This is a genomic window from Kitasatospora sp. NPDC015121 (assembly GCF_055562955.1).
Genome location: NZ_JBVHEH010000006.1, coordinates 49,481 through 71,732, shown reverse-complemented (window position 1 = coordinate 71,732; position 22,252 = coordinate 49,481). Strand labels below are relative to the sequence as shown.

At 77.9% G+C, this 22,252-nt stretch carries 16 protein-coding genes; 13 read left to right on the top strand and 3 right to left on the bottom strand.

Annotated elements, in window-relative coordinates; translation table 11 throughout:
* The first annotated feature begins 67 nt into the window (after positions 1–67).
* From ACZ3J7_RS10295 to ACZ3J7_RS10260, 8 genes are all read left to right on the top strand, one after another.
* Positions 68–2,830, top strand: a complete 2,763-nt coding sequence (locus ACZ3J7_RS10295) for an AfsR/SARP family transcriptional regulator (RefSeq protein WP_465618843.1) — start codon at positions 68–70, stop codon at positions 2,828–2,830.
* A 176-nt stretch (positions 2,831–3,006) separates the two neighbouring features.
* Positions 3,007–4,473 (top strand): aldehyde dehydrogenase, encoded by a 1,467-nt coding sequence (locus tag ACZ3J7_RS10290; protein ID WP_465618841.1) that lies wholly within the window; start codon positions 3,007–3,009, stop codon positions 4,471–4,473.
* 29 nt (positions 4,474–4,502) lie between these two features.
* The gene (locus ACZ3J7_RS10285) at positions 4,503–5,579 is read left to right on the top strand and encodes a zinc-binding dehydrogenase (protein WP_465618839.1); all 1,077 of its coding nucleotides are present in this window, start codon (positions 4,503–4,505) and stop codon (positions 5,577–5,579) included.
* Positions 5,580–5,691: 112 nt separating this feature from the next.
* Positions 5,692–6,312: a TetR/AcrR family transcriptional regulator gene (locus ACZ3J7_RS10280; protein WP_465618837.1), complete on the top strand. Its 621-nt coding sequence runs from the start codon at positions 5,692–5,694 to the stop codon at positions 6,310–6,312.
* Between the two features lie 153 nt (positions 6,313–6,465).
* Complete coding sequence (locus ACZ3J7_RS10275) at positions 6,466–7,608, top strand: GDSL-type esterase/lipase family protein (RefSeq protein WP_465618835.1); 1,143 nt, start codon at positions 6,466–6,468, stop codon at positions 7,606–7,608.
* Between the two features lie 116 nt (positions 7,609–7,724).
* On the top strand, positions 7,725–9,104 hold the full coding sequence (gene wecB / locus ACZ3J7_RS10270; protein ID WP_465618833.1) for a non-hydrolyzing UDP-N-acetylglucosamine 2-epimerase: 1,380 nt from the start codon (positions 7,725–7,727) through the stop codon (positions 9,102–9,104).
* Positions 9,105–9,114: 10 nt separating this feature from the next.
* Positions 9,115–9,399: a hypothetical protein gene (locus ACZ3J7_RS10265; RefSeq protein WP_465618831.1), complete on the top strand. Its 285-nt coding sequence runs from the start codon at positions 9,115–9,117 to the stop codon at positions 9,397–9,399.
* Positions 9,396–10,694 (top strand): glycosyltransferase, encoded by a 1,299-nt coding sequence (locus tag ACZ3J7_RS10260; protein ID WP_465618820.1) that lies wholly within the window; start codon positions 9,396–9,398, stop codon positions 10,692–10,694. The genes ACZ3J7_RS10265 and ACZ3J7_RS10260 overlap by 4 nt, the downstream gene beginning before the upstream one ends.
* Before the next feature lie 138 nt (positions 10,695–10,832).
* On the opposite strand, the gene ACZ3J7_RS10255 is transcribed toward ACZ3J7_RS10260, so the two are convergent.
* Positions 10,833–11,480, bottom strand: a complete 648-nt coding sequence (locus tag ACZ3J7_RS10255) for an NUDIX hydrolase (RefSeq protein WP_465618818.1) — start codon at positions 11,478–11,480, stop codon at positions 10,833–10,835.
* 125 nt (positions 11,481–11,605) lie between these two features.
* Positions 11,606–12,145 (bottom strand): OsmC family protein, encoded by a 540-nt coding sequence (locus ACZ3J7_RS10250; RefSeq protein ID WP_465618816.1) that lies wholly within the window; start codon positions 12,143–12,145, stop codon positions 11,606–11,608.
* 232 nt (positions 12,146–12,377) lie between these two features.
* Between ACZ3J7_RS10250 and ACZ3J7_RS10245 the strand changes: the two genes are divergently transcribed.
* The 5 genes from ACZ3J7_RS10245 (at position 12,378) to ACZ3J7_RS10225 (ending at position 21,417) form a co-directional block, all read left to right on the top strand.
* Positions 12,378–12,791, top strand: a complete 414-nt coding sequence (locus ACZ3J7_RS10245; protein WP_465618814.1) for a hypothetical protein — start codon at positions 12,378–12,380, stop codon at positions 12,789–12,791.
* A gap of 4 nt (positions 12,792–12,795) precedes the next feature.
* Positions 12,796–13,842: a hypothetical protein gene (locus tag ACZ3J7_RS10240; RefSeq protein ID WP_465618812.1), complete on the top strand. Its 1,047-nt coding sequence runs from the start codon at positions 12,796–12,798 to the stop codon at positions 13,840–13,842.
* 106 nt (positions 13,843–13,948) lie between these two features.
* Positions 13,949–18,148, top strand: a complete 4,200-nt coding sequence (locus ACZ3J7_RS10235) for a CHAT domain-containing protein (protein ID WP_465618810.1) — start codon at positions 13,949–13,951, stop codon at positions 18,146–18,148.
* Positions 18,149–18,213: 65 nt separating this feature from the next.
* Positions 18,214–19,257, top strand: a complete 1,044-nt coding sequence (locus ACZ3J7_RS10230; protein WP_465618808.1) for an ADP-ribosylglycohydrolase family protein — start codon at positions 18,214–18,216, stop codon at positions 19,255–19,257.
* A 204-nt stretch (positions 19,258–19,461) separates the two neighbouring features.
* Positions 19,462–21,417, top strand: a complete 1,956-nt coding sequence (locus tag ACZ3J7_RS10225; protein ID WP_465618806.1) for an FUSC family protein — start codon at positions 19,462–19,464, stop codon at positions 21,415–21,417.
* Between the two features lie 71 nt (positions 21,418–21,488).
* Here ACZ3J7_RS10225 and ACZ3J7_RS10220 read toward each other — a convergent pair whose 3' ends face one another.
* On the bottom strand, positions 21,489–22,154 hold the full coding sequence (locus tag ACZ3J7_RS10220; protein WP_465618804.1) for a sigma-70 family RNA polymerase sigma factor: 666 nt from the start codon (positions 22,152–22,154) through the stop codon (positions 21,489–21,491).
* Positions 22,155–22,252: the final 98 nt, after the last annotated feature.

The following is a 22,252-nucleotide window of genomic DNA, read 5'->3' as shown; positions in this document are numbered from 1 at the left end:
CCGCGTGCCGGCCGGGGCCGGGCAGCCGGTAGGGTCCGTCCCGGAGCGGGCGATCTTGGAGGGTGCGGTGGAGTTCCGGCTGCTCGGGGCGGTCGCGGCGGACGGGGCCGGCGGCGAGGTGCGGCTCGGGCCGGAGCGGCGGCGCGGTCTGCTGGCCGTCCTGCTGCTGTGCCGGGGCCGGGCCGTTCCGACCGCCCGGCTGGCCGGGGCGCTGTGGGCGGGCGAGCCGCCGGCGAACGCCCGGGCCGTGGTGCAGACCCACGTCTCGCGGCTGCGCGCCCTGTTCGCCGGGCACGGCGCCGACCGGCACGGCGTCCGGTTGGAGACGGTCGGGGACGGCTACTGCCTGCACCTGCCCGAGGCGGCGCTCGACCTGGGACGCTTCCGCGCCCTGGTCGCCGGGGCCGGGGCCGCCGGACGGGACCCCGCGGACGCCTGCGCGGACCTGGAGCGCGCGCTGGGCCTGTGGCGCGGCCCGGCGCTGTCCGGCACCGGCGGCGGTCCGCTGCTGGACTCCTGGCGGCAGACCCTGGAGGACGGCCGGGTGGGCGCCGTCGAGCTGCTCGCCGAGCAGCACCTGCGGCTCGGCCGGCCCGGGCGCGCCGCCGAGCTGCTGCGCGCCGAGACCGCCGCGCACCCGCTGCGCGAATCGCTCGCGGCCGGGCTGGTGCTGGCCCTGCACACCGCCGGGCGGACCGCCGAGGCGCTGGAGTGCTACCGGCGCACCCGTGACGCGCTCGCCGCCCGGCTCGGCGTCGGCCCGGGCGCCGCACTGCGCGCCGCCCGGGCGTACGTCCGGCACGGCGCGCCGCCCGCCCCGGCGGCTGCTCCGGACGCCGGCCCGGTCCCGGGCGCCGCCGGCTCCGCGCCCCCGCCGACGCCTGCGCTGCTGCCCCTGCTGGCGCCCCCGCCGCCGCGCGGCTTCCACGGCCGGGAGGACGAACTCGCCGCGCTGGACGAGGCGTTGAGGCCGGGGCCGGAGGGGCCGATCGCCCTGGTGACCGGGCCGGCCGGGGCCGGCAAGACCGCGCTCGCACTGGCCTGGGCGCACCGGCACGGCGGGCGCTTCCCGGACGGCGTGCTGTTCGCCGACCTGGGCGGGTTCGGCGACCGGCCGGACCGCGAACTCGGCGACGTGCTGGGCGAGTTCCTGATCGCGCTGGGTGTCCCGCCGAAGGAGCTGCCCGTCGGGGCCGCCGCCCGGGCGGCCCGCTACGAGCAGTTGACCCGCTCGCGGAGGGTGCTGGTCGTGGTCGACGACGCCCGGGAGTCCGCGCGGGTCCGGCCGTTGCTGCCGGCCGGGGCCGGCTCGGCCGCGCTGGTCACCAGCCGGCACCGGCTGCCGGGCCTGGTCGCCGCCGAACTCGCCCGTCCCGTCCCGCTGACGGTGCTGTCCCCGGAGGAGTCCGTCGGGCTGCTGGCGCGGGTCCTCGGTCCGGGGAGGGTCGCCGCCGAGCCGGAGGCGGCCCGCGAACTCGCCGATCTGTGCGGCGGGTTGCCGCTGGCGCTGCGGATCGCCGCCGCCAAGGCCGCCGTCGACCCGCACCGCGGGCTGGCCGCCCTCGCCGGGCAACTGCGCGACGGGCAGCGCCGGTTGGGCCGTCTGACGGCCGAGGAGCTGAGTGTCGCCAGTGCGCTGCGGCTCTCCCACGAGCAGCTGCCGCCCACCGCGGCCCGGCTGTTCCGGGCGCTGGGCCTGCACCCGGGCCCGCTGGTCGACCCGCCCGGCGCCGCCGCCCTCGCCGGCCTCGAACCCGACGCCGCCGCCGAGGCGTTGGAGCAACTCGCGGCCATCCACCTGGTCGCCTGGACCGGCCCCGAGCAGTACACCCTGCACGACCTGGTGTGGCTGTACGTCCGCCGACTCGCCTCCTCGTTCGGCGCGTCGGAGCGGGAGGCGGCGCTCTCCCGGCTCGCCGACCGGTACCTGCGCACCGGGCTGGCCGCCGACGCGGCCGTCGCGCCCGACAGTCCGCCGTGCTGCGAGCCGCCCGCCGACGACCGACGCCCTCGGGCCGGGGCCGGGGCCGGGTTCGCCGGCCCGGCGCAGGCGCTGCGCTGGCTGGCGGCGCACCGCGAGACGCTGGCCCGGGTGGTCGCCTCGGTCGCCCCGGTCGCCCCGGACCGGGCCTGGCAGTTGGTGCTCGTCCAGTGGCCGCTGATCGTCCGTCGGACCCGGGACGGCTGGGCGCCGCTGCTCCGGCAGGCCCTGGACGCGGCGACGGCGGCCGGCCATCCGGACGGTGAGAGCCAGGTGCGGGCGCTGCTCGGCTGGGTGCTGTTCGCCGAGCGGCGGCTCGCCGAGGCCGCCGCCTGCCTCGCCCCGGCCCCCGGTCTCGCCGACCGGGCCGGCAGCCCGGTCGGCCGGGCCGTCGCCCTGGTCAACCTGGCCGCCGTCCAGGCCGCCCGGGGCGAGACCGCCGCCGCCGACGAGGGCCTGGCCGAGGCCCTGGAGACCGCGCTCGCCACCGACAACCGCCGCACCGTGACCCTCGCCCTGCACCACCACGCCCACCACCTGCTCGCCACCGGCCGTCCCCGGCCCGCCCTCGAACAGGCCCTGCACGGGCTGGAGTTGGCCGACGGGCGGACCCCCTTCGCCCACCGGGTCCGGCTGCACACCGCCTGCGGCGGGGCGCTGACCGCGCTCGGCCGCCACCCCGAGGCCCGGGCCCGCCTGCACCTCGCCCTCACCGAGGCCGAGCAGCGCGGCGAGGACCGCGACACCGCCGAGGTGCTGCGTTCGCTGGCCCGCGCCGAGGACGCCGCCGGAAGGGTCCGGGTCGCCGTCGGGCACTGGCAGCGCGCCGAGCGCCTCAGCCCGCTCTGACCCCGCCGCGCCGACCCCGCCGCGCCGACCCCGCCGCGCCGACTCCGGCCCCGGCCCCGGCCCCGGCCCCGGCCCCGGCCCCGACCGGACGATCCGCCCCCGACTGCCCGGCCCTGGACTCTAAACAGTCAGCTGTGTACGTTTAAGGGGTCAACGCAGAGCAGAAGGAGTCGGCCATGGCCGAGGCACCCGCCGTACACGGCACCCTTTTCATCGGCGGACGGTGGGAGACCCCCGCCGGAACCGACACCATCGAGGTCGTCTCGCCGCACGACGGGGCGCTGCTCGGCCGCGTCCCGCACGCCTCGCCGCAGGACGTGGACCGGGCGGTGGCCGCCGCCCGGGAGGCGTTCGACCACGGGCCGTGGCCGCGGCTGCCGCTGGCCGAGCGGCTCGCGGTGCTGGAGCGGATCCAGGCGCTGATGCTGGAGCGCAAGGACGAGTTCGCCCGGGTGATCAGCGCGCAGAACGGTTCGCCCGCCTCGTTCAGCGCGGTCAACCAGGCCGCGGCGGCGGCCGTGCAGTACGGGCTGGTGGCGGCGGCGGCCCGGGAGTTCCCGTTCGAGGAGCGGCGCGAGGGCCTGCGGCAGCCGCTGCTGGTGCTGCGCGAGCCGGTCGGGGTGGTGGCCGCGGTGGTGCCGTGGAACGTCCCGCAGTTCGTGACCGCCGCCAAGCTGGCGCCCGCGCTCGCGGCCGGCTGCACGGTGGTGCTGAAGCCGAGCCCGGAGACGCCGCTGGACGCGTACCTGCTGGCCGGGGTGTGCGCGGAGGCGGGGCTGCCGGAGGGCGTGCTGAGCGTGCTGCCCGCCGACCGGGAGACCAGCGCGTACCTGGTGGCGCACCCGGACGTCGACAAGGTCTCGTTCACCGGGTCGGTGGCCGCCGGGCGCCAGGTGATGGCGTCCGCCGCGCAGCACCTGGCCCGGGTGACGCTGGAGCTGGGCGGCAAGTCGGCGGGCGTCGTGCTGCCGGACGCCGACCTGCCGTCGACCGTGGCCGCGCTGGTGGCGGGCTCGCTGCTGAACAACGGGCAGGCGTGCGTCGCGCTGACCCGGATCCTGCTGCCGGCCTCCCGGTACGAGGAGTTCGCGGCCGCGCTGACCGCCGCCTTCGACGGGCTGCGGGTGGGCGACCCGCTGGACCCGGCGACCCAGGTCGGGCCGCTGGTGTCCAAGCGGCAGCAGGCGCGCAACCTGGACTACATCCGGATCGCCCGCGAGGAGGGCGCGCGGCTGCTGGCCGGCGGCGGCGTCCCGGCCGGGCTGGAGGCGGGCGCGTACGTGCGGCCGACGCTGTTCGGCGAGGTCACCAACGACATGCGGATCGCCCGCGAGGAGGTCTTCGGTCCGGTGGTCTGCCTGATCCGGTACGCCGACGAGGACGAGGCGGTGCGGATCGCCAACGACTCCGAATTCGGCCTGTCCGGTGCGGTGTTCACGGCCCGCACCGAGGAGGGCGTGGCGCGCGGCGTCGAGCTGGCCCGCCGGATCCGCACCGGCACGTACACCGTGAACGGCTTCACCATCGACCTGCGCGGCCCGTTCGGCGGCTACAAGAACTCCGGCGTGGGCCGGGAGTTCGGCGCCGAGGGCCTGGGCGAGTACCTGGAGCACAAGACCGTCGCCCTGCCCGCCACCGTCTGACCGACCGTCACTTCCCGGGAGTAACCACCATGTTGGCTGCAATGATCACCGCTCCGGGCGCCACCGCGCTGGAGGTACGCGACGACGTCGAGGCGATCGGCTTCGGCCCCGGCACCGTGCGGGTCGCCATCCGGGCGACCAGCCTGTGCCACTCCGACCTGTCCGGCATGAACGGCACGATCCCGGCGCCGATGCCGCTGGTGCTCGGCCACGAGGGCGCCGGCGAGGTGCTGGAGGTCGGCGAGGGCGTCACCCACGTCCGCCCGGGCGACCGGGTGATCGTCAACTGGCGGCCGTCCTGCGGCGAGTGCGCCTGGTGCGTGCGCGGGCAGGGCCAGCTGTGCCAGAGCGGCAACGCCGCCATGACGACGCCCGCGTTCCGCTCCGGCGGCCAGGACTTCTTCCGCTTCATGGGCGCGGGCACCTTCGCCCAGGAGGTCGTGCTGAACGCCGGCTTCGCCAGCGCCGTCCCGGACGGCATCTCGTACGACGCGGCCGCGCTGATCGGCTGCGGCGTCACCACCGGCGTCGGCGCGGTGTTCAACACGGCCGGGGTGCGGCCGGGCGAGAGCGTCGCGGTGATCGGCTGCGGCGGCGTCGGGATCAGCGCGGTCCTCGGCGCCAAGGCCGCCGGGGCCTCGCACGTGGTCGCGGTCGACCCGGTCGCGGCCCGCCGCGAGTGGGCGCTGTCCTTCGGCGCGACGGCAGCCGTCGCCCCCGAGGCCCTGGCCGACGCGGTCGCGGACGCCACCGGCGGCCTCGGCTTCGACCACGTGATCGAGGCGGTCGGCCGCCCCGCCACCTTCCGCTCCGCGTACGACGCCACCCGGCGCGGCGGCAGCGTGGTGCTGGTCGGCGTCGGCGGCGCGAAGGACGGGTTCCCGATCAGCATGTGGGAGCTGTCCGCGGGCGAGAAGCGGGTGCTGCCCTCGTTCTACGGCGGCGACACCGTCACCCGCACCTACGCCCGGATCGCCGAACTGGTCCGCACCGGCCGGCTCGACCTGGAGCGGCTGATCACCCACCGGCTGCCGCTGACCTCGGTCAACGAGGCGCTGGAGCTGATGCGCAGCGGCGAGGCCCTGCGGATCGCACTGACCGTCTGACCCGGCCGCTCGGCCTCCGGCCGTGTCCCCGGCGCCCTCCGAGCGGGCCGCCGGGGGCACGGCCGGTGCGGGTCGTACGGGCGGGGGCCCGGCGCACGGATAGGATCCGGACATGCCCGCACCGACCGACGCCGCCCGGCAACGCCGGGTCCAGCAGCGCGCGCTGGAGACCCGTGACCTGCTGCTGCGCGCGGCCGTGGACGTGCTGTGCGACAGCGGGTACGCCGGGTTCTCGACGCTCGCGGTGGGCGAGGCCGCCGGGGTGAGCCGGGGGCGGCTGGTGCACCACTTCCCGACCAGGAACGCGCTGGTCGAAGCGGTCACCGACCACCTGGCCGGCGCGTACGCCGCACTGGCCCCGGCACAGGCCCGGCAGTTGGCGGCCACCCCGCAGCCGGACCGGGCCGGGCAGGGGCTGGAGATGATCTGGCGGCTGATGAACACCCGGGACTACCAGGCGTTCCTGGAGCTGCTGATCGGCACCCGGCACGATCCCGAACTGCGGCCGGTGGTGCGGGAGTTCGAGCGCCGCCTGGAGAACGAGCTGATGACCGCCGTCCGGACCGTCTCCGGCCCGGCCGCCGACTCGCCGGAGTTCGCGGCCTCGCTGCTCACCGCGCTGCAGGCGATGCGCGGCCTGCTGCTGATCTCCTCGGCCGGCGGCCACGACCTCGCCGCCGACTGGGCGGTCGTGCGCGAACGGCTGCTGCTGCTGTTCCGCCCGGCGGCCTGACGGCCCGGCGCACCGGAGCCGCCCCGCCCACCGGAACTGCTCCATTCGGATGCGAACGGGCCGCCTCCCGTAACCTCCGGGCGGGCCGCTGCCGAAACCGTGGGCATGACCTCTTCTTCTTCTCCTTCCTCGCGTTCGCGCTGCCGTCGCGGAGTGGCGGCGCTGGCCGCCGCCGTGTGCGTGGCGGGTGCGACGGGCCTGGCGCCCGCGCACGCGTCCGGTGTCCGGGCGCCCGCGGCGGACGCGCCGTGGGTGGTGTCGCTGGGCGACAGCTTCATCTCCGGTGAGGCCGGGCGCTGGTCCGGCAACAGCAACGAGTCGGCGCTCGGCTGGTCGCGCACCGACCGGGCGTACGACCCGGCGACCGACGAGAGCGACCCGGAGCGGGTGTACGGCGCCTCGTACGAGAACAAGTGCAACCGCTCCGACGTCGCCGAGGTGCAGTCCCTCACGCTGGACGTGCGCAAGCTCAACCTGGCCTGCTCCGGGGCGACGTCGACGGCCGTGAAGCTGCCGGAGCACGGCGGCGAGCCGTTCAAGGGCGAACCCTCGCAGGCCGGGCAGCTCCAGGAGGCGGTGACCGGGCAGCCGGTGCGGGCCGTGGTGGTGTCGATCGGCGGCAACGACCTCGGGTTCTCGGACATCATCACCGGCTGCACGAAGGAGTTCCTCAAGCCCTTCGGCGGCTCCCCGTGCGCGCCCGACGCCGCCGAGCAGGTCGAGGAGCGGCTGCCCGGCGTCCGGCAGGCCGCGGTCGACACCCTCGCGGACGTGAGGACCGCGCTGGAGCAGGCCGGACACGAGGCCGGCTCGTACCGGCTGGTCCTGCAGTCGTACCCGTCCCCGCTGCCCGACGCCGGCCGGATCCGCTACCCCGGGGAGAAGTACGACCGCCTGACCGAGGGCGGCTGCCCGTTCTTCGACCAGGACCTCACCTGGGCGCACGACGACCTGGTCCCCGAGATCAGCGCGACGCTGGCCGAGGCGGCCCACGAGGCCGGGGCGGAGTTCCTCGACCTGTCGCGCTCCTTCGAGGGCCGCGAGGTCTGCTCCACCGGCACCCGGCAGGCCGACCTCCAGCACCCGCCCACCGGTGAGACCAGCGAGTGGATGCGCTTCGTGACCTCCGGCGTCGGCCAGGGCCAGCTGCAGGAGTCGCTGCACCCCAACGCCTTCGGGCAGCGGGCCCTCGGCACCTGCCTGAGCCTGCAGCTGGAGCAGCCCGCCGCCGACCGGCGCTGCGCCAACACCCCCGGCAAGGGCCCCGACGCGATGGTGCTGGAGCCCGCCGGCTGACCCCGCCCGACCGGCACCCCGCTCAGCCGGGCGGCGCAGCGCGGCGGGTGCCCGCGCGCCGTCCGGCCGAGGATGGTGAGCGACCGGGTCCGTGTCGGCAGGCAGGAGGGCGCTCGGTGGTGGAGCAGGCGGACGGCCCAGAGGGCGAGGACGGGCGGGCCCGGGTGCTGGTGGCGGTCGGGACCAGGCCCGAGGCGATCAAGATGGTGCCGGTGATCCGGGCGCTGGCGGCCAGCTCCCGGCTGCGGCCGCTGGTGGTGTCGACCGGTCAGCACCGGGAGCTGCTGGCGGAGGTGTTCGACCTGGCGGGACTCCGGCCGGACCTCGACCTCGCCGTGGGGGCGCCCGGGCTGCCGCTGAACCACCTGTTCGCCCGGGTGCTGTCCGGCCTGCAGGACGCCCTCACCGAGCGCTTCGGGCCGCACGGGAGCGGGCCGGCCGGCGCCCAGGGATCGCCCGACGCCCCGGGGCCGGCCGGGGCTCCGGGCTCGGCCGACCGGTACCCGGTCTGGGCGCTGGTGCACGGCGACACCAGCTCGGCGGTGGCCGTCGCGCTCGCCGCGTTCCACCTGCGGATGCCGGTCGCGCACGTGGAGGCGGGCCTGCGCACCCACGACACCAGCGCGCCGTTCCCGGAGGAGCTGAACCGGCAGCTGATCGCCCGGATCGCCGCCTTCCACCTGGCGCCGACCTCGCTGAACGAGGAGAACCTGATCCTGGAGGGGGTGCGCCACGAGCAGGTGTTCGTGACCGGCAACACCGCGATCGACGCGCTGCTGTGGGCCGCGTCCGCCGACCGGCCGGGCGGCGAGCGGCCGACCGGGGTGCCCGCGCTGGACGCGCTGCTCGCACGGCCCGGCGCCGACCCCGGCCGGCCGCTCGTGGTGGTGACGGCGCACCGGCGGGAGAACCTGGCCACCGGCGGCCTGGGGCACGTCGCGCAGGCGCTCGCGCAGGTCGCGGCGGAGCGGCCGGAGACGGTGTTCGTGCTGCCGCTGCACCCCAACCCGGCCGTCCGGGCGCAGCTGCGGCCCACGCTCGGCGGGCTGCCGAACGTCCTGCTGACCGAGCCGCTGTCGTACCCGGTGTTCGCGGCGCTGCTGCGCCGGGCCGCCCTGGTGGTGACCGACTCGGGCGGCATCCAGGAGGAGGCGCCCGCGCTCGGCGTGCCGGTGCTGGTCACCCGGGACGCCACCGAGCGCACCGAGGGCGTGGACGCGGGCACCCTGCGGCTGGTCGGCACCGAGTCCGGCGCGGTCGCGGCGGCCGTCCGGCACCTGCTGGACGACGGCGCGGCGCGGACCGCGATGGCCGCCGCCGAGAACCCGTACGGCGACGGGCGGGCCGCCGAGCGGATCGTGGCCGCGCTGGAGCACCTGACCTTCCGCACGCCGAAGCCGGCCCGGTTCGGCAGCGGCTACCAGCGGGCGGTGGTGCTGCGGGCGGCGGGCTTCGGCGAGTCGGCGATCCGCCGACCGGGCCGGGCCGCGAGCTGAGGGGGCGGCGGTGCGGCGACACGGGACGTGGGGGCGGCGGCTGCTGTCGGTGCTGCTCGGCACGGGCGGGCTGCTCGCCGGCTGGGCGCTGGCGGCTTCGGACCGGCCCGGCGCGCACGCGGCCCGGCTGGTGCTGCGCGACGGCGGGCTGACCCTGGCGGTCGCGGCCGGGCTGTTCACCGCCGTCGCGGCGCTGGCCTGCCTGCTGCGCGCGGTGGGTCTGCCGCCCCGCCGGGACGCGCCGGTGGCGGGGCCGGTGCCGACGCGGCCGGAGCGGCGGGGGAGGCGCGGGTGAACCTGCCCGGGGACGTGTTGACGACCGTCGCGCTGCTGGTGCTCGGCTACGGGCTGACGTACTTCGTCGCGTTGCAGGTCTCGGGTCGGCTGCGGGCCCGGGCGGAGCGCCGGGAGGGGGCCGGGGCCGCCTCCGGGGACGGCGGGCCGGTGTTCTGGTTCGTGGTGCCCTGCCTGGACGAGGAGGCGGTGATCGGCGCGACCGTGGCCAACCTGCTGGCGCAGGACCCGCGGGCCCGGGTGACCGTGGTCGACGACGGGTCCGCGGACGCGACCGCCGCCCGGGCGCTGGCGGCCGACGGCGGCGAGGGCCGGGTGGAGGTGCTGTCGCGGCGGCCGCCGCAGGCCCGGCAGGGGAAGGGCGCGGCGCTGAACGCGGCGCTGCCGCACGTGGCGGACGCGGTCGGGCGGCTGGGGCTGGCCGAGGACCGGGTGGTCGTGGTGGTGATGGACGCGGACGGACGGCTCAGCCCGGACGCGCTGGCGCACGTCGCGCCGCTGTTCGCCGATCCGGCGGTCGGCGGCGCGCAGTTGGCCGTCCGGATCCGCAACCGGGACCGGCTGCTGACCCGGATCCAGGACGCCGGGTTCTGGGGCGCGGCGGCGACCGCGCAGTACGGGCGCGACCCGGTCGGGACGGTCAGCCTGGGCGGCAACGCGCAGTTCGCCCGGCTGTCGGCGCTGCGCTCGGTGCCGGGCGCGCCGTGGACGGACTCGCTGACCGAGGACCTCGACCTCGCGCTGTCGCTGGCCGTCCGGGGCTGGCGGCTGCGCACCACCAGCCTGGCGCACGTCGTCCAGGAGGGCCCCGAGCAGCTGCGGGCGCTGCTGCGCCAGCGCACCCGCTGGGCACAGGGGCACATGGTCTGCGCGGGGCGGATCGGCGAGGTGTGGCGCGGCTCGCGGCTGGGCACGGCGGCGGCCCTGGAGCTGGCGCTGTACCTGCTGCAGCCGTGGTGCCTGGCGCTGCCCTGGTCGGTGCTGGCGCACCTGCTGGCGGTGCTGGGCGTGCTGGCGACGGTCGCGGTGGGGGCGCACGCCGGGGCGGCCGCGGCGGTGGGCACGGCGCTCGCCGTGTACCTGCTGGCGTTCGCGCCGCACCTCTACCAGGCGTCGCTGTACCACCGCCGGGCGGGCGGCTACGGCTGGTGGCGGTCGGTCTGGCTGCACCACGCCTCGTACCTGCTCACGTACGTCACCTACCTGGCGACCTGGCGGGCGCTGTGGCGGATCGTCCGGGGCCGGACGGACTGGGCGAAGACCCGGCGGGTGGCGGCGGCCGCGAAGGCCGGGTGACCCGGCGGACGTCGGACGCCGGACGTCGGACGCCGGACGTCGGACGCCGGACTGGCGACATGTCGACTCCGGCGCCCGCGCCCGCCGTTCCCGCCGCCGACGGTCGAACCGGGGTGGGTGCCGCGCGGTGACGGGCGCTCAGTCGTGCGGGCGGCCGTCGATCAGGACGGCGGTGCGGCGGCTGCGGTGGGCGGCCCGGAGGGCGGCGAACCAGGGGCGCTGCTCCGGCTGGAGGTAGGGCAGCCACTCGGCGTACTTGCGCCAGGCGCAGCTGTCGTGCTCGGGGCTGAGGCGCACGGGGTGGCCGGTCCGGACGGGCGGCGCGGCGTAGGCGAAGTCGATGACCGGGGGCCAGCCGTCGGCGGCCGAGCGGTAGTCGACGGCGAGCGGGCGCAGCGGCCCGGTGGGGCGGTGGCCGGTCTCCTCGGCGAGTTCGCGCAGCGCGGTGGCGGGCGGGTGCTCGCCGGGGTCGGCGAGTCCGGCGGGCAGCTGCCACCAGGCGGGGTGGCCCGGGTAGGGGCGGGCCTGGTGGAGCATCAGGATCCGGTCGTCGGTGTCGGTGAGCAGGACGGTGGCGGAGACGACGTGCGGCGGGAGCGCGGCGGCGAAGGCGGCGGGGTCGAGGAACGCGTGGGTCGGCTCGGTCCGGTGGGTGGGCGTGGAGGTCAGGGTCGGGGTCCTTCCGGGCGGTTCCGTGGTCTTCTCCGGCGTTCGACCCGCCCGGAGCGAACGGGTTTCGGTTCGCGGCGGAGCGTCACCCCGACGAGGCGGGGGAAGCGGAGGCAAACCCTCCCCAGGCGGATCGGTGCCGTCGGGCCAAGCCTACGGGCCCTCCGACGAACCCCCCGACGGACCACGGCCTTCCACGGCTGACGCCCCGTCCGCCCGCCGGGCCCGGGGCGGCCGCCGCCTCAGGCCCGGCGCAGCACCACCGCGTGCTCCGACCGCACCATTCGCAGCATCGGGCACCGCGCGTCAGCCGCCGCCAGCAGTCCCGCCAGCACCTCCTCGGGCACGTCGGCGCGCAGCTCCACGTCGGCCGTCAGGTCGTACGGGACGGCGGGCGCGTCGGTCGGCACCCCGAAGAACCGGGCGTCGTTGTTCCGGGCCCGGACCCGCACCTCCACCCGGTCCAGCGGCACGTCCTCCAGCGCCGCCAGGCACAGCACGGTGTGCGTCAGGCAGGTACCGACCACCGCGCACAGCAGCTCCGGCGAGGACGGCCCCAGACCGTACCCGCCGATGTCGGGGCCGCCGTCCCCGAGCAGCGACCACTCCCCCACCCGGACCTTCCGCACCCCCGTCGCGTCGTCGGCCACGCAGACCGCCGCGATCTCCTCGTCCCAGTCCGCACTGCTCGGCCGCCGCCGCGCGGCGTCCCGCATCGCCGCGCCCTTCTCCTTCAAATGCTGGGCCAGTCCCGGACGTTGGGTCGCTGTCGTGTTCGTCATGGCCGGTAGCGTACGGGGGCGCCGAGGCCCCGGGGCGGCCGGCGCCCACCGGATCCACCCGCTTCCCACACGATCGACTACGGCTCTGTCACGATCGCGCGGCGAACCTCCGGACGGCACCACGCCACCGGCCCACCGGTGGCTACAGTGCCCGCACGGGGGTGGGGACCGACCGGGAGCGCGGGCCAGACCCGGCCGGCGCCGGTCGGACGACCGGGGGGGGGGAGCCCGAGTGCTCGACAGGAAGAACGCGGTGCGGCTCGCCGGGGCGTGCGCGCACGAGTCCGAGATCCGCCGGCGGCTCCGGGACAGCCCGCTGCGGGCGGCGACGCCGCTGGACGCCGTCCTGGCACCGGACCGGGACGTGCGGGAGCTGCCCGGCCTGCTCGACGCGCTGCACCGGGCGCTGCGGGCCACCGGCGACCGGCGCGGGCTGGACGCCTACACCGGCCCGGGCCGGGTCAGTGACCGGAGCCTGTTCACGGCGGGGGTCGACCACGCCGTGCCGGTCGAACCCGTCCTGCTGTGCCCGCTGGCACGCTGCCTGCGCCACGACGCGCCCGACGCCTCCGACGCGCCCGACGCCTCCGGCGGGACGCCCCGGTGCGCCGTGAACGGCGCACCGCTGCTGCGCCGCGAGGACTGAGGGCGTGGGCGGCGTGCTCGCGGAACTGGGAAAGAAGCTCGCCGAGAAGTGGCTCACCCTGCTGGTCCTGCCGGGCGCGCTCTACCTCGCCGTCGCGGTGGCCGCGGCCCGGCTCGGACACGCGCACCCGTTCGACGCCGCCCGGCTGGCCGACCGGGTCGGCGCCTGGGCGAAGGCCCCCGCGCTCGGCACCTCCGGCGGCCAGGCGGTGCTGCTCGTCGCGGTGGGCCTCGCGGCCGCCGGGGTCGGGGTGGTCGCCCAGGCGCTCGGCTCCCTGGTCGAACGGCTGCACCTGGCCGCCGACTGGCCCGGCTGGCCCGTCGGCGCCCGCACCTGGGCCGACCTCGGCACCCGGTGGCGGCAGGCCCGCCTCCGGCGCCGGCGCGAACGGGCCCGCCGGGCCCGGGCCGTGCTCCACGTCGCGGCCCCCGCCGCCCGCCCGGCCGCGCAGGCCGCCCTGACCAGGGCGCGCGCGGCCGTGGGCCGGACCGGCACCGAGGATCCCGTCCGCCCCACCTGGAGCGGGGACCGCGTCCACCTCGCCGCGCTGCGCGTCCAGGACAGCTACGGGCTCGACCTGACCACGCTGTGGCCGCACCTGTGGCTGACCCTCCCCGACCCGCCGCGCACCGAGGTCACCGCCGCCCGGCAGGCCCTGGCCCGCGCGGCGACGCTCACCGCCTGGGCCGTGCTCTACCTGCCGCTGGCCCTGTGGTGGTGGCCCGCGCTGCTCGTCGCGGCCGTCCTCGCCCTCACCGGGCACCACCGCTTCCGGGCCGCCGCCGACGCCTACGCCACCCTGCTGGAGGCCGTCGTCCGGCTGCACGCGGCCGACCTGGCACGCCGGCTCGGCCTCGACTGCCCGGGCCGGCTGACCGCCGCCGACGGCGCGCGCCTGGCCGGGCTCCTGGCCCCCGGCCCGCTCCCGTCCGCCGGGGCGGCCGGTGCCCCCGCGCCGCCGTCCGCTCCCCCGCCCGCTTCCCCGGGCGGTACCGCGGGCGGTACCGCGGGCGGTACCGCGGCGGCGCCGCCGCCCGGCCTGGTCCCGTAGGACCCGCAGCACCCGCAGCACCCGCAGCACCCGCACCGACCCGACCCGACCCGGCGCGGCACGTCCGCCGCGGACCGGTCCGCACGAAGGACGAGTGGACGACGACATGACGCGCACGGCACGACTGGCCGCGCTGTGGACCCGGATCAACCGGTCCGACACCGAGGAGGACCCGACCCTGCTGTTCGAGCCCGCGGGGCTCGACGAGGCCCGGGCAGTGGCCGGGTACTACGCGGACGGCGACCCCGACGCGGCGTACGTACTCGGCTGGTTCCACTTCTTCCGCTACCTGGCCCTTCCCGAGGGCGCGGACCAGGACGACTTCGCGGCGGCCCACGAGGCCTTCGGGCTGTGCTTCTTCCTCGGCCGGCCCGACGACCCCGACCTCCCCGACCTGCCCGAGGACATGCTGCCGGACCTCGCCGGGGCCGCCGTCCCGGAAGCCACCGAGCTGCTGCAGCGCTCGCAGTTCTCCCCCGACCCCGGCGTCCTCTCCCACGCCGTGGAGCTGTGGCGGCGCATCGTCCGGGCCACCCCGGCCGACCACCCCTACCGGGCCGACCGGCTGTTCCACCTCGGGCTCGCCCTGGACGACCGCTACCAGCGGCTGGACGACCCGGCGGACCTGGACGCCGTCATCGCGGCGGGACGGGAGGCGGAGGCCGCCGGCCCCGCCGACTACCCCGACCGGGCGCTGCGGCTGAACAACCTGGGCAACGCCCTGCGGCGGCGCTTCGGGCGGCGGACCGAAGCGGCGGACCTGGCGGAGGCGATCCGCGTCCTGCGCCTCGCCGTCGACGTCTCGATCGACGCCTTCGACCGCCCGCTCGTGCTGCTCAACCTGGCGCTGGCGCTGCGCGACAGGTTCGCCTGGGCGGGCGCGGAGGCCGACCTGGACGCGGCGGTCGCGCGGGTGGAGGAGGCGGTGGCCCTCACCGTCCCCGACCACACCGACCGGCCCCGGCTCCTCTCCCTCCGCCAGGAGTTGGCCGAACTCCGGGCCGGGAGCCGGGAGGTGCGGGCGGGCACCCGCGACCTGGTCGAGCGCCTCGAGGCCGCGCTGGCCGCCTCGGCCGGCGCCGCCGACCGCGCGGAGCGCCTGTTCGACCTCGGTGAGGCCCTGCGCCTCCGATTCCTGCACACGGGCGTGGTGGCGGACCTGGACGCCGCGGCCGACCGCTTCCGGGAGGCCGTGGCAGCGACCCCGCCCGGCCACCCCGACCGGGCCAGGATGCTGTGCCTCCTCGGCGAGTGCCTGCGCCTGCGCTACCTCAGGACGGAGCGGCCGGCCGACCTGGAGGCGGCGATCGACCGCTTCGGCGAGGCGCTGGCCGCCGCCCTCGACCCGGACGAGCGCGCCACCCAGCGGTTCCACCTCAGCGGCGCGCTCATCCACCGCGCCCTGGACCGGCGGGCGCTCCCGGACGTGGACACCGCGATCGACCACCTGCGGCGGTCCGCGGCCGCCGTCCCGGGCGACCCCGCCGAGCCGGCCGGTCCCGCCGACCGGCCCGACCGTCCCGACCGCCCCGACCGGACGACGCGGCTGGAGCGGCTCGCCCACGCGCTGCAGGTGCGCTTCCAGCTGACCGGTGCGATGGCGGACCTGGACGCCGTGATCGACCACACCCGCGCGGCGGTCGCCACCGCCCCGCCGGACCACCCCGAACGGGCCTCGCTCCTGGTCGCGCTCGGCGGCGCGCTGGGCAAGCGGGGCGAGTTGACGGGGACGCCGGCGGATACCGAGGCCGCCATCGGGCACCTGACGGAGCTGCTGGAGTCCTCGTCGGCCGAGGTGCCGCACCGGACCGGCGTCCTGAACAACCTCGGCGGCGCGCTCCGGGCCCGCTTCGAGCGCACGGGCGCGCTGGAGGACCTGGATGCCGCGATCGACCGCTTCCGGGCGGCGGAGGAGGCCGCCGAGGACGACGAGGAGCGCGCGATCCCGCTGACCAACCTCGGCAACGCCCTGCGGGACCGGAGCGAGCGGCTGGCCACGGCGGCGGACGCCGACGCCGCCGTCGCCTGCCTGACCCGGGCGGTCTCCCTCACCCCCGCCGGCCACCCGCAGCGCGCGGTCCGGCTGTCCAAGCTCGGCATGGCCCTGCGCTCCCGCTACGACCGGACGAGCCGGGTGGCGGACCTGGACGGCGCGATCAACTGCTTCACGGAGGCGGTGTCCCAGGCCGGGGGCACCCCCGGCCTGGCCGGCGTCCTGACCAACCTGGGCGGCGCGCTCCGGCGCAGGTTCGAACGGACGGGGTCGCCCGCCGACCTGGACGCGGCGATCACGCGCATGACCGAGGCGGTGGCCGCGGCTACGGCGGACAACCTCGAACGGGTCGCGATGCTGACCAACCTGGGCGGCGCCCTCCGGATCAGGTACGAACGGACGAAGTCGCCCGCCGACCTGGACGCGGCGATCGGCCACCTGGAGGAGACGGTGGCCGCCGTTCCGGCCCACCGCCCCGACTACGCACTGGGGCTGTCCAACCTCGCCGACAGCCTGCTGGCCCGCTACCGGCGGACGGAGCGACCCGCCGACCTGCGCGAGGCGATCGCCTGCCGGCTGGCGGCCTCGAAGGTCCGGTCCGCGTCCCCCGGCCGCCGGATCACGGAGGCGGGCCAGGCGGCGGCCCTGCTCGCCGCGGCGGGCGACCTGGCCGCCGCCGCGGACGCGGCGGAGAGCGCGGTCCTGCTGCTGCCGCAGGTCGCGCCCCGGCGCCTGGAGCGCGGCGACCAGCAGTACGCCATCGGGCACTTCGCCGGACTGGTGGGCGATGCCGCCGCGCTGGCCCTCGCCGCCCCGGGCGGCACGCCCGCCGGACGGGCCGAACGCGCCCTGGGACTGCTGGAGACCGGCCGGGCCGTCCTGCTCAGCCAGGCCCTGGAGACCCGCAACGACCTGACCGACCTGCGCGGGCGCCGCCCCGACCTGGCCGAGCGCTTCAGCGACCTGCGGGAACGGCTCGACAGCCCCGCCGACACCACCGCACCCGGCCCGGCCGCGGCCGGGCCGCCGCGCGAACGGCACCTGCTCGCCCGGGACTTCGCCGACCTGCTGGTGGAGATCCGCGCGCTGGAGGGCTTCCACGCCTTCGCGCTGCCGCCCGCCCCGGCCGAGCTCCGCGCCCAGGCGGCCCACGGCCCCGTCGTGGTGTTCAACACCAGCGCGTACCGCAGCGACGCGCTGCTGGTCACCGAGGGCGGCGTCCGGGCCCTGCGCCTGCCGGACCTGGCCCTGCAGGCGCTGCTCGAACGGCTCGACGTCTTCCTGCGGGCGCGGCAGGGCACGTCGAGCCCGGACCTGGCGGAGCGGGTCGCGGCCGAGGCCGCCATGGTGGAGGTCCTGCGGTGGCTGTGGGACGCGGCCGTGGGCCCGGTGCTGCGGGCGCTGGGGTTCCACGGGCAGCCCGGCGACGGCGCGGACTGGCCCCGGGTGTGGTGGGTGCCGGGCGGCCTGCTGGGGCTGCTCCCGCTGCACGCCGCGGGGCACCACGACGACCCGCGCGACCGGCCGGACCGGCGCACGGCGATGGACCGGGTCGTCTCCTCCCACACCCCGACGGTCCGCGCGCTGCGGCACGCCCGCGAACGCGCCCGGTCCGCCGCGGGGGCGGGATCGACCGGGCCGGCCCGGAGCCTGGTGGTGGCGATGCCGACCACGCCCGGGCTGCCCGGCGACGGGTGGTTGGAGCACGTCGGGGAGGAGGTGGCGGCCCTGCTCGACCGGCTGCCCTCCCCGATGCTGTTGCGGGAGCCGGACCCCGGGGAGGGTCCGGCCGGCCCGGGGGCGCCGGTGCCGACGAAGGCCGCCGTCCTGGGGCGGCTGCCGGAGTGCGCGATCGCGCACTTCTGCTGCCACGGTTCGAGCGACCCCGCCGACCCCTCCCGCAGCCTGCTCCTGCTGCACGACCACGCGGACGACCCGCTGACCGTCGCGGGCCTGGCCGCCGTCGAGTTGGGACGGGCCCGGCTGGCCTACCTCTCGGCCTGCCGGACGGCGGCCGTCGACACCGCCGAGCTGCTCGACGAGGCCATCCACCTCACCTCGGCCTTCCAGCTCGCCGGGTTCCCGCACGTGATCGGCACGCTGTGGGAGATCGACGACGAACTCTCGGTCACGGTGGCCGAGTTGTTCTACGAGGAGCTGGGGCGCGGGGCCGGGGGCCTGGACCCGGACCGCTCGGCGCAGGCCCTGCACCGGGCCGTCCGGCTGGTCCGCGACGGCTACGGCCTGCCCGCCCCGATGGACCTGGGCGGATCGCCGTCGCTCTGGGCCGCGTACCTGCACGCGGGCGCCTGACGCCCCCGGGCGGGGCCGTGGTGGGATGGGGGCCGGAGACCGGCCGGGCGGAGGGAGGAACGGGGATGACGGAGGGCGGGAGCGCCACCGGGGCGGAAGCCGTGCGGGTGGACGAGGCGCGGGCGCGCGGGCTGGTGCTGGGGGCCGCGCTGGGCGACGCCGCCGGGGTGGTGCGGGGGCGGTGGCCGGAGCAGGGGGTGCTGCGGGTCGGCGTGGCGACGCAGTTGGGGGCGTTCACCGTCGAGGGGTTCCTCCGGGCGATGGTGCGGTGGCACCACCGGGGCATCTGCCATCCGCCGTCCGTGGTGCGGGCCGCGTACGGGCGGTGGGGCGTGCTGCAGGGCGTGCTGCCCGGTCCGGCGGGCGGGCGGCTGGACGGGTGGCTGGCCCAGGTGCCGGAGCTGCGCGAGCGGCGCGGTTCGGCACCGGCCACCGTGGCCGCGCTGGTCACCCGGTCGTTCGACGGGGCCGCCGGCCGGAGCCGCGGGGCGCACGCGCTGACCCGGGCGCTGGCGCTGGCCGTGCCGCGGGCGCTGGGGCGCGGCGACGGCTACGCCACGACGGTCCGGGAGATCGCCGCGCTCACCCACGGCGCGCCGGACGCGCAGGAGGCCGCCCTCCAGGGGACCGCGCTGCTGGCGCACTGCCTGACCGGCGCGGACCCGCTGCCGCACCTGCCCGCCGCGCTGGCCGCCCTGCCGGTGCCGCCCGACGCCCTCGACGTGCTGCTGGCGGGCGCCGCGGACGGCCCGGACCCGGGCGTGCTGGCCCGGCTCGCGCCCGACGCGACCGCCGTGTCCGCGCTGCTCGGCGGCCTGTACGTGCACACCCGCTTCCCCCGCCGGACGGACGTCGAGTCCGCGCTGCGCTTCGCCGCGACCGCCGCGCCCGACCCGTGCTCGGTCGCGGCCACCGCGGGCGCGTTCCTCGGGGCCGCGCACGGCGTCGACGCGCTGCCGGTCGCCCGGCTCGCTCGGCTCGAACTGGCCTGGGCCCTGGACGTCCTGGCCCGCGACCTGCTCCGCGAGGTGAGCGGCCCCTCCCCCGGCGGCGGCGCGTACACCGAGGCCACCGACCCGTACTGGACGCTGCGCTACCCCGGCGGCTGAGCGGCGGGAGGCTGGCGGCGGGGCGGAGCGGGAGGGGGCGGGGGCTGGCGGCGGGAGGGGCGGCGCGGGAGGTTACGTACTCCGTTCGGGCGAAACGTTCAGGTCACGGGGTCTCCCCCGGGAAAGCGAAATCCCGCCTCCAGGCGGCGCAGGTCGGTGGCGGCGGCGGGTGGGCGGCGGGGTGGCGTCGCCTTGCATGGCGGCATGTCAACTCTTCGACACGGGCGTCCCCGCACGCTCCGGTCCGACTCGCTGCTGCCCTGGGTGCGGCAGACCTGTGCCCCCCGGCGGCGGCCCGCCGTCTCGTCCGCGGCCTGGCGGTCGCTGTTCGCGGTGACCGCGCCGGCCGGTCTCGGTCTGCTGGCCGGGCGGCCCGCCGAGGGGGTGATGGTGGCACTGGGGGCGCTCTCGGCGGTGCTGACCGACGTGGCGGCCGCCTACCGGCACCGGGCGATCACCATGCTGCTGCCGCAACTGCTGGGCGTGGGCGGGGCGTTCGCGACCCTGGCGGCCGAGGGCACGGCGTTCGCGCCGTACCTGCTGCCCGCGCTGGGGGTGCTCGCGGGGACCCTGGCCTGCGTCAGCCTGGAGGGCTCGCTCGGCGCGATGATCCTGCTGATGGACGCCCAGGTGGCGCTGGACCTGCCGCTGCCCGGCCCGCTCTGGTGGCCGCCCGCGCTGCTGCTGCTGGGCGGCCTGTCGGTGGTGGCGCTGGCGCTGGCCGGACGCCCGTTCTTCCGCGGCCGGGCCGAACGCGCCCTGCTGGCGCAGTGCCTGACGGGCTGCGCGGCCGTGCTGGAGCCGGATGCGGCGGGCCCCGCCGGGACGGCGCGGCGGCGCGAGCTGCACGACGCGCTGGAACGGGCCCGGCACACCGGCGCGGTCGGCGGCAGCCCGCTGCTGGCCCGCCACCTGCCCGGGCTGCTGGAACTCGCCGAGACGGCCTCCTCGGCCGGGGCCCGCGGGCTGAGCTGCGACGCGGCACTGCGCGAGCGGCTGCGCGCCGAGGCGGAGCGGATCGCGGCGGGACGGCTCGTGGCGGAACGGCCGGGCGCCGGGGCGGACGCGGCGTGGCCGGTGGCGGGCGGGCCGCTGGACGCGCGGTTGGCGCGGGCCGCGCGGGCGGCGGTGCGGGGCGGGGACGCGCCGGGCGCTGCGGGCGTGCCGGCCGTACCGGTCGCGCCGGGCGACTGGCGGGACGGGCGGCGGCGGGCGGTGGCCCGGGCGGTGCTGACGGACCCGAGGTCCTGGCTGGGCGGCCTGCGGGTGGGCCTGGCGCTGCTGCTGGCGGGCGCGGCGGCCGGGTGCGTCGGCCTGCCGCACCCGTACTGGGCGGTGCTGAACGTGACCTTCGTGTGCCGTCCGGACATCGGGCCGGTCGCCGGCCGTGCGCTGGAACGGTTCTGCGGCACCGCGCTGGGCCTGCTGGGCAGCGGGCTGGTGCTGGCCTGCGCCGGTCCCGACTGGGCGCTGCTCGCCGTCCTGGCGCTGGCGGCCGGACTCGTCCCGGCGCTGTCCGGCACCGGCTACCTGTACCAGGCGGCGGCGCTGGCCACCGTGGTGCTGATGGTCACCCAGCTCGCGGGCGACCCCGGCCTGCCGCTGCTGCTGCCCAACCTGGCGTGCTGCGCGATCGGCTGCCTGGCCTCGGTGCTGGCCTGCGAACTGCTCAGCCCGCGCCGTCGGCAGCAGGTGGTGGCCCGCCGGCTGGCCGTCGCCGTCGAGCAGACCACCCTCGCGCTGACCCCGCACCGCCCCCGTACCGTGCTCGCGCCGCACCTCCAACTCGCCAAGGCCCGAGCCGAGTTCGAGCGCGTCCGGCGCGAGCCGCCGTGGCGGCAGGGCTCCACCGCCCGGTGGGCCGCGCTGATCGAGGAGGTCGAACGGACGGTCGAGGCCGCCCTCACCCCCGCGCCCGCCCCCGCCGACCACCACCACTTCGACACCACCCGCCACCACCTGCACCGCCTCGCCGACCGGCTGCACCGGCTCGACGACCGGCTCCCGGTGCCCGACGACGGGCTCCCGGTGCCAGACGGCCGGCTCCCGGTGCCAGACGGCCGGCTCCCGGTGCCCGACGGCCGTGTCCCGGTGCCCGACGGCCGTGTCCCGGCCCCGGCCGAACCGCGGATCGAGCGCGGCCCGCGGGTCGCCTGGTGACCCGCGCCGCTTCCGGGGGTCGGGTGCGGCGTGCCGGGGCCGTGGCGGCGGCCCCGCGCGTGGCGCCGCGGCTACCGCTCGGCGCCGGCCGTGCCCCGGGCCTCCAGGATCGGTCGCAGCGCCCGGGTCGCGTAGAAACTGCGCGACTTGACCGTCCCGGCCGGGATGCCCAGGACGGCGGCGGCCTCCGTCACCGAACGGCCCCGCATGTGCAGTTCGACCAGCACCTCCCGGTGGTGCGGCGGCAGTTCGGCCAGTGCCACCGCCATGTCGCGGGCGTCGAGGAGCTCGTCGTACGGGTCGTGCGTCCCGGCGTGCTCCTCCGGTGCCTCGTCGAACACCTCCCGGGCGCGGGCCGACTGCATCCGGTAGTGGTCGATGGCGATCCGCCGCGCCACGGTGAACAGCCACGGCCTGCTGTGCTCCGGCCCGCGCCGGATCGCCGACGGGTTCTGCCAGGCCCGCAGCAGGGTCTCCTGGACGATGTCCTCGGCCTTGCCCCGGTCGCCGCTGGTCACCCGGAGCATCGCCCGCAGCAGGTAGCCGCCGTGCAGCCGGTACAGCTCCGCCAGGGTCGCCTGGTCGAGGGTGGCCCGCTCGGCGGCGGGCGGTTCCACTGTCGTCGGTTCGGCCGTCGTCGGTTCGGCCGTCGTCGGCTCGGTTGTCCTCGGCTCCGTCGTCGTCGGTCCGGCGGGTGGGTGGGTGTGCTCGGTTCGTGCGGCAGCGTCGATGGCCACGGCGGTTGAGTCCTTCACAACAATCGTCGGCTTTGGGCAAGCCGCCCCCGCTTGGCCCGCCACCACTTGCCGAGCATGTTGCCGGGCGCCGCCAACGC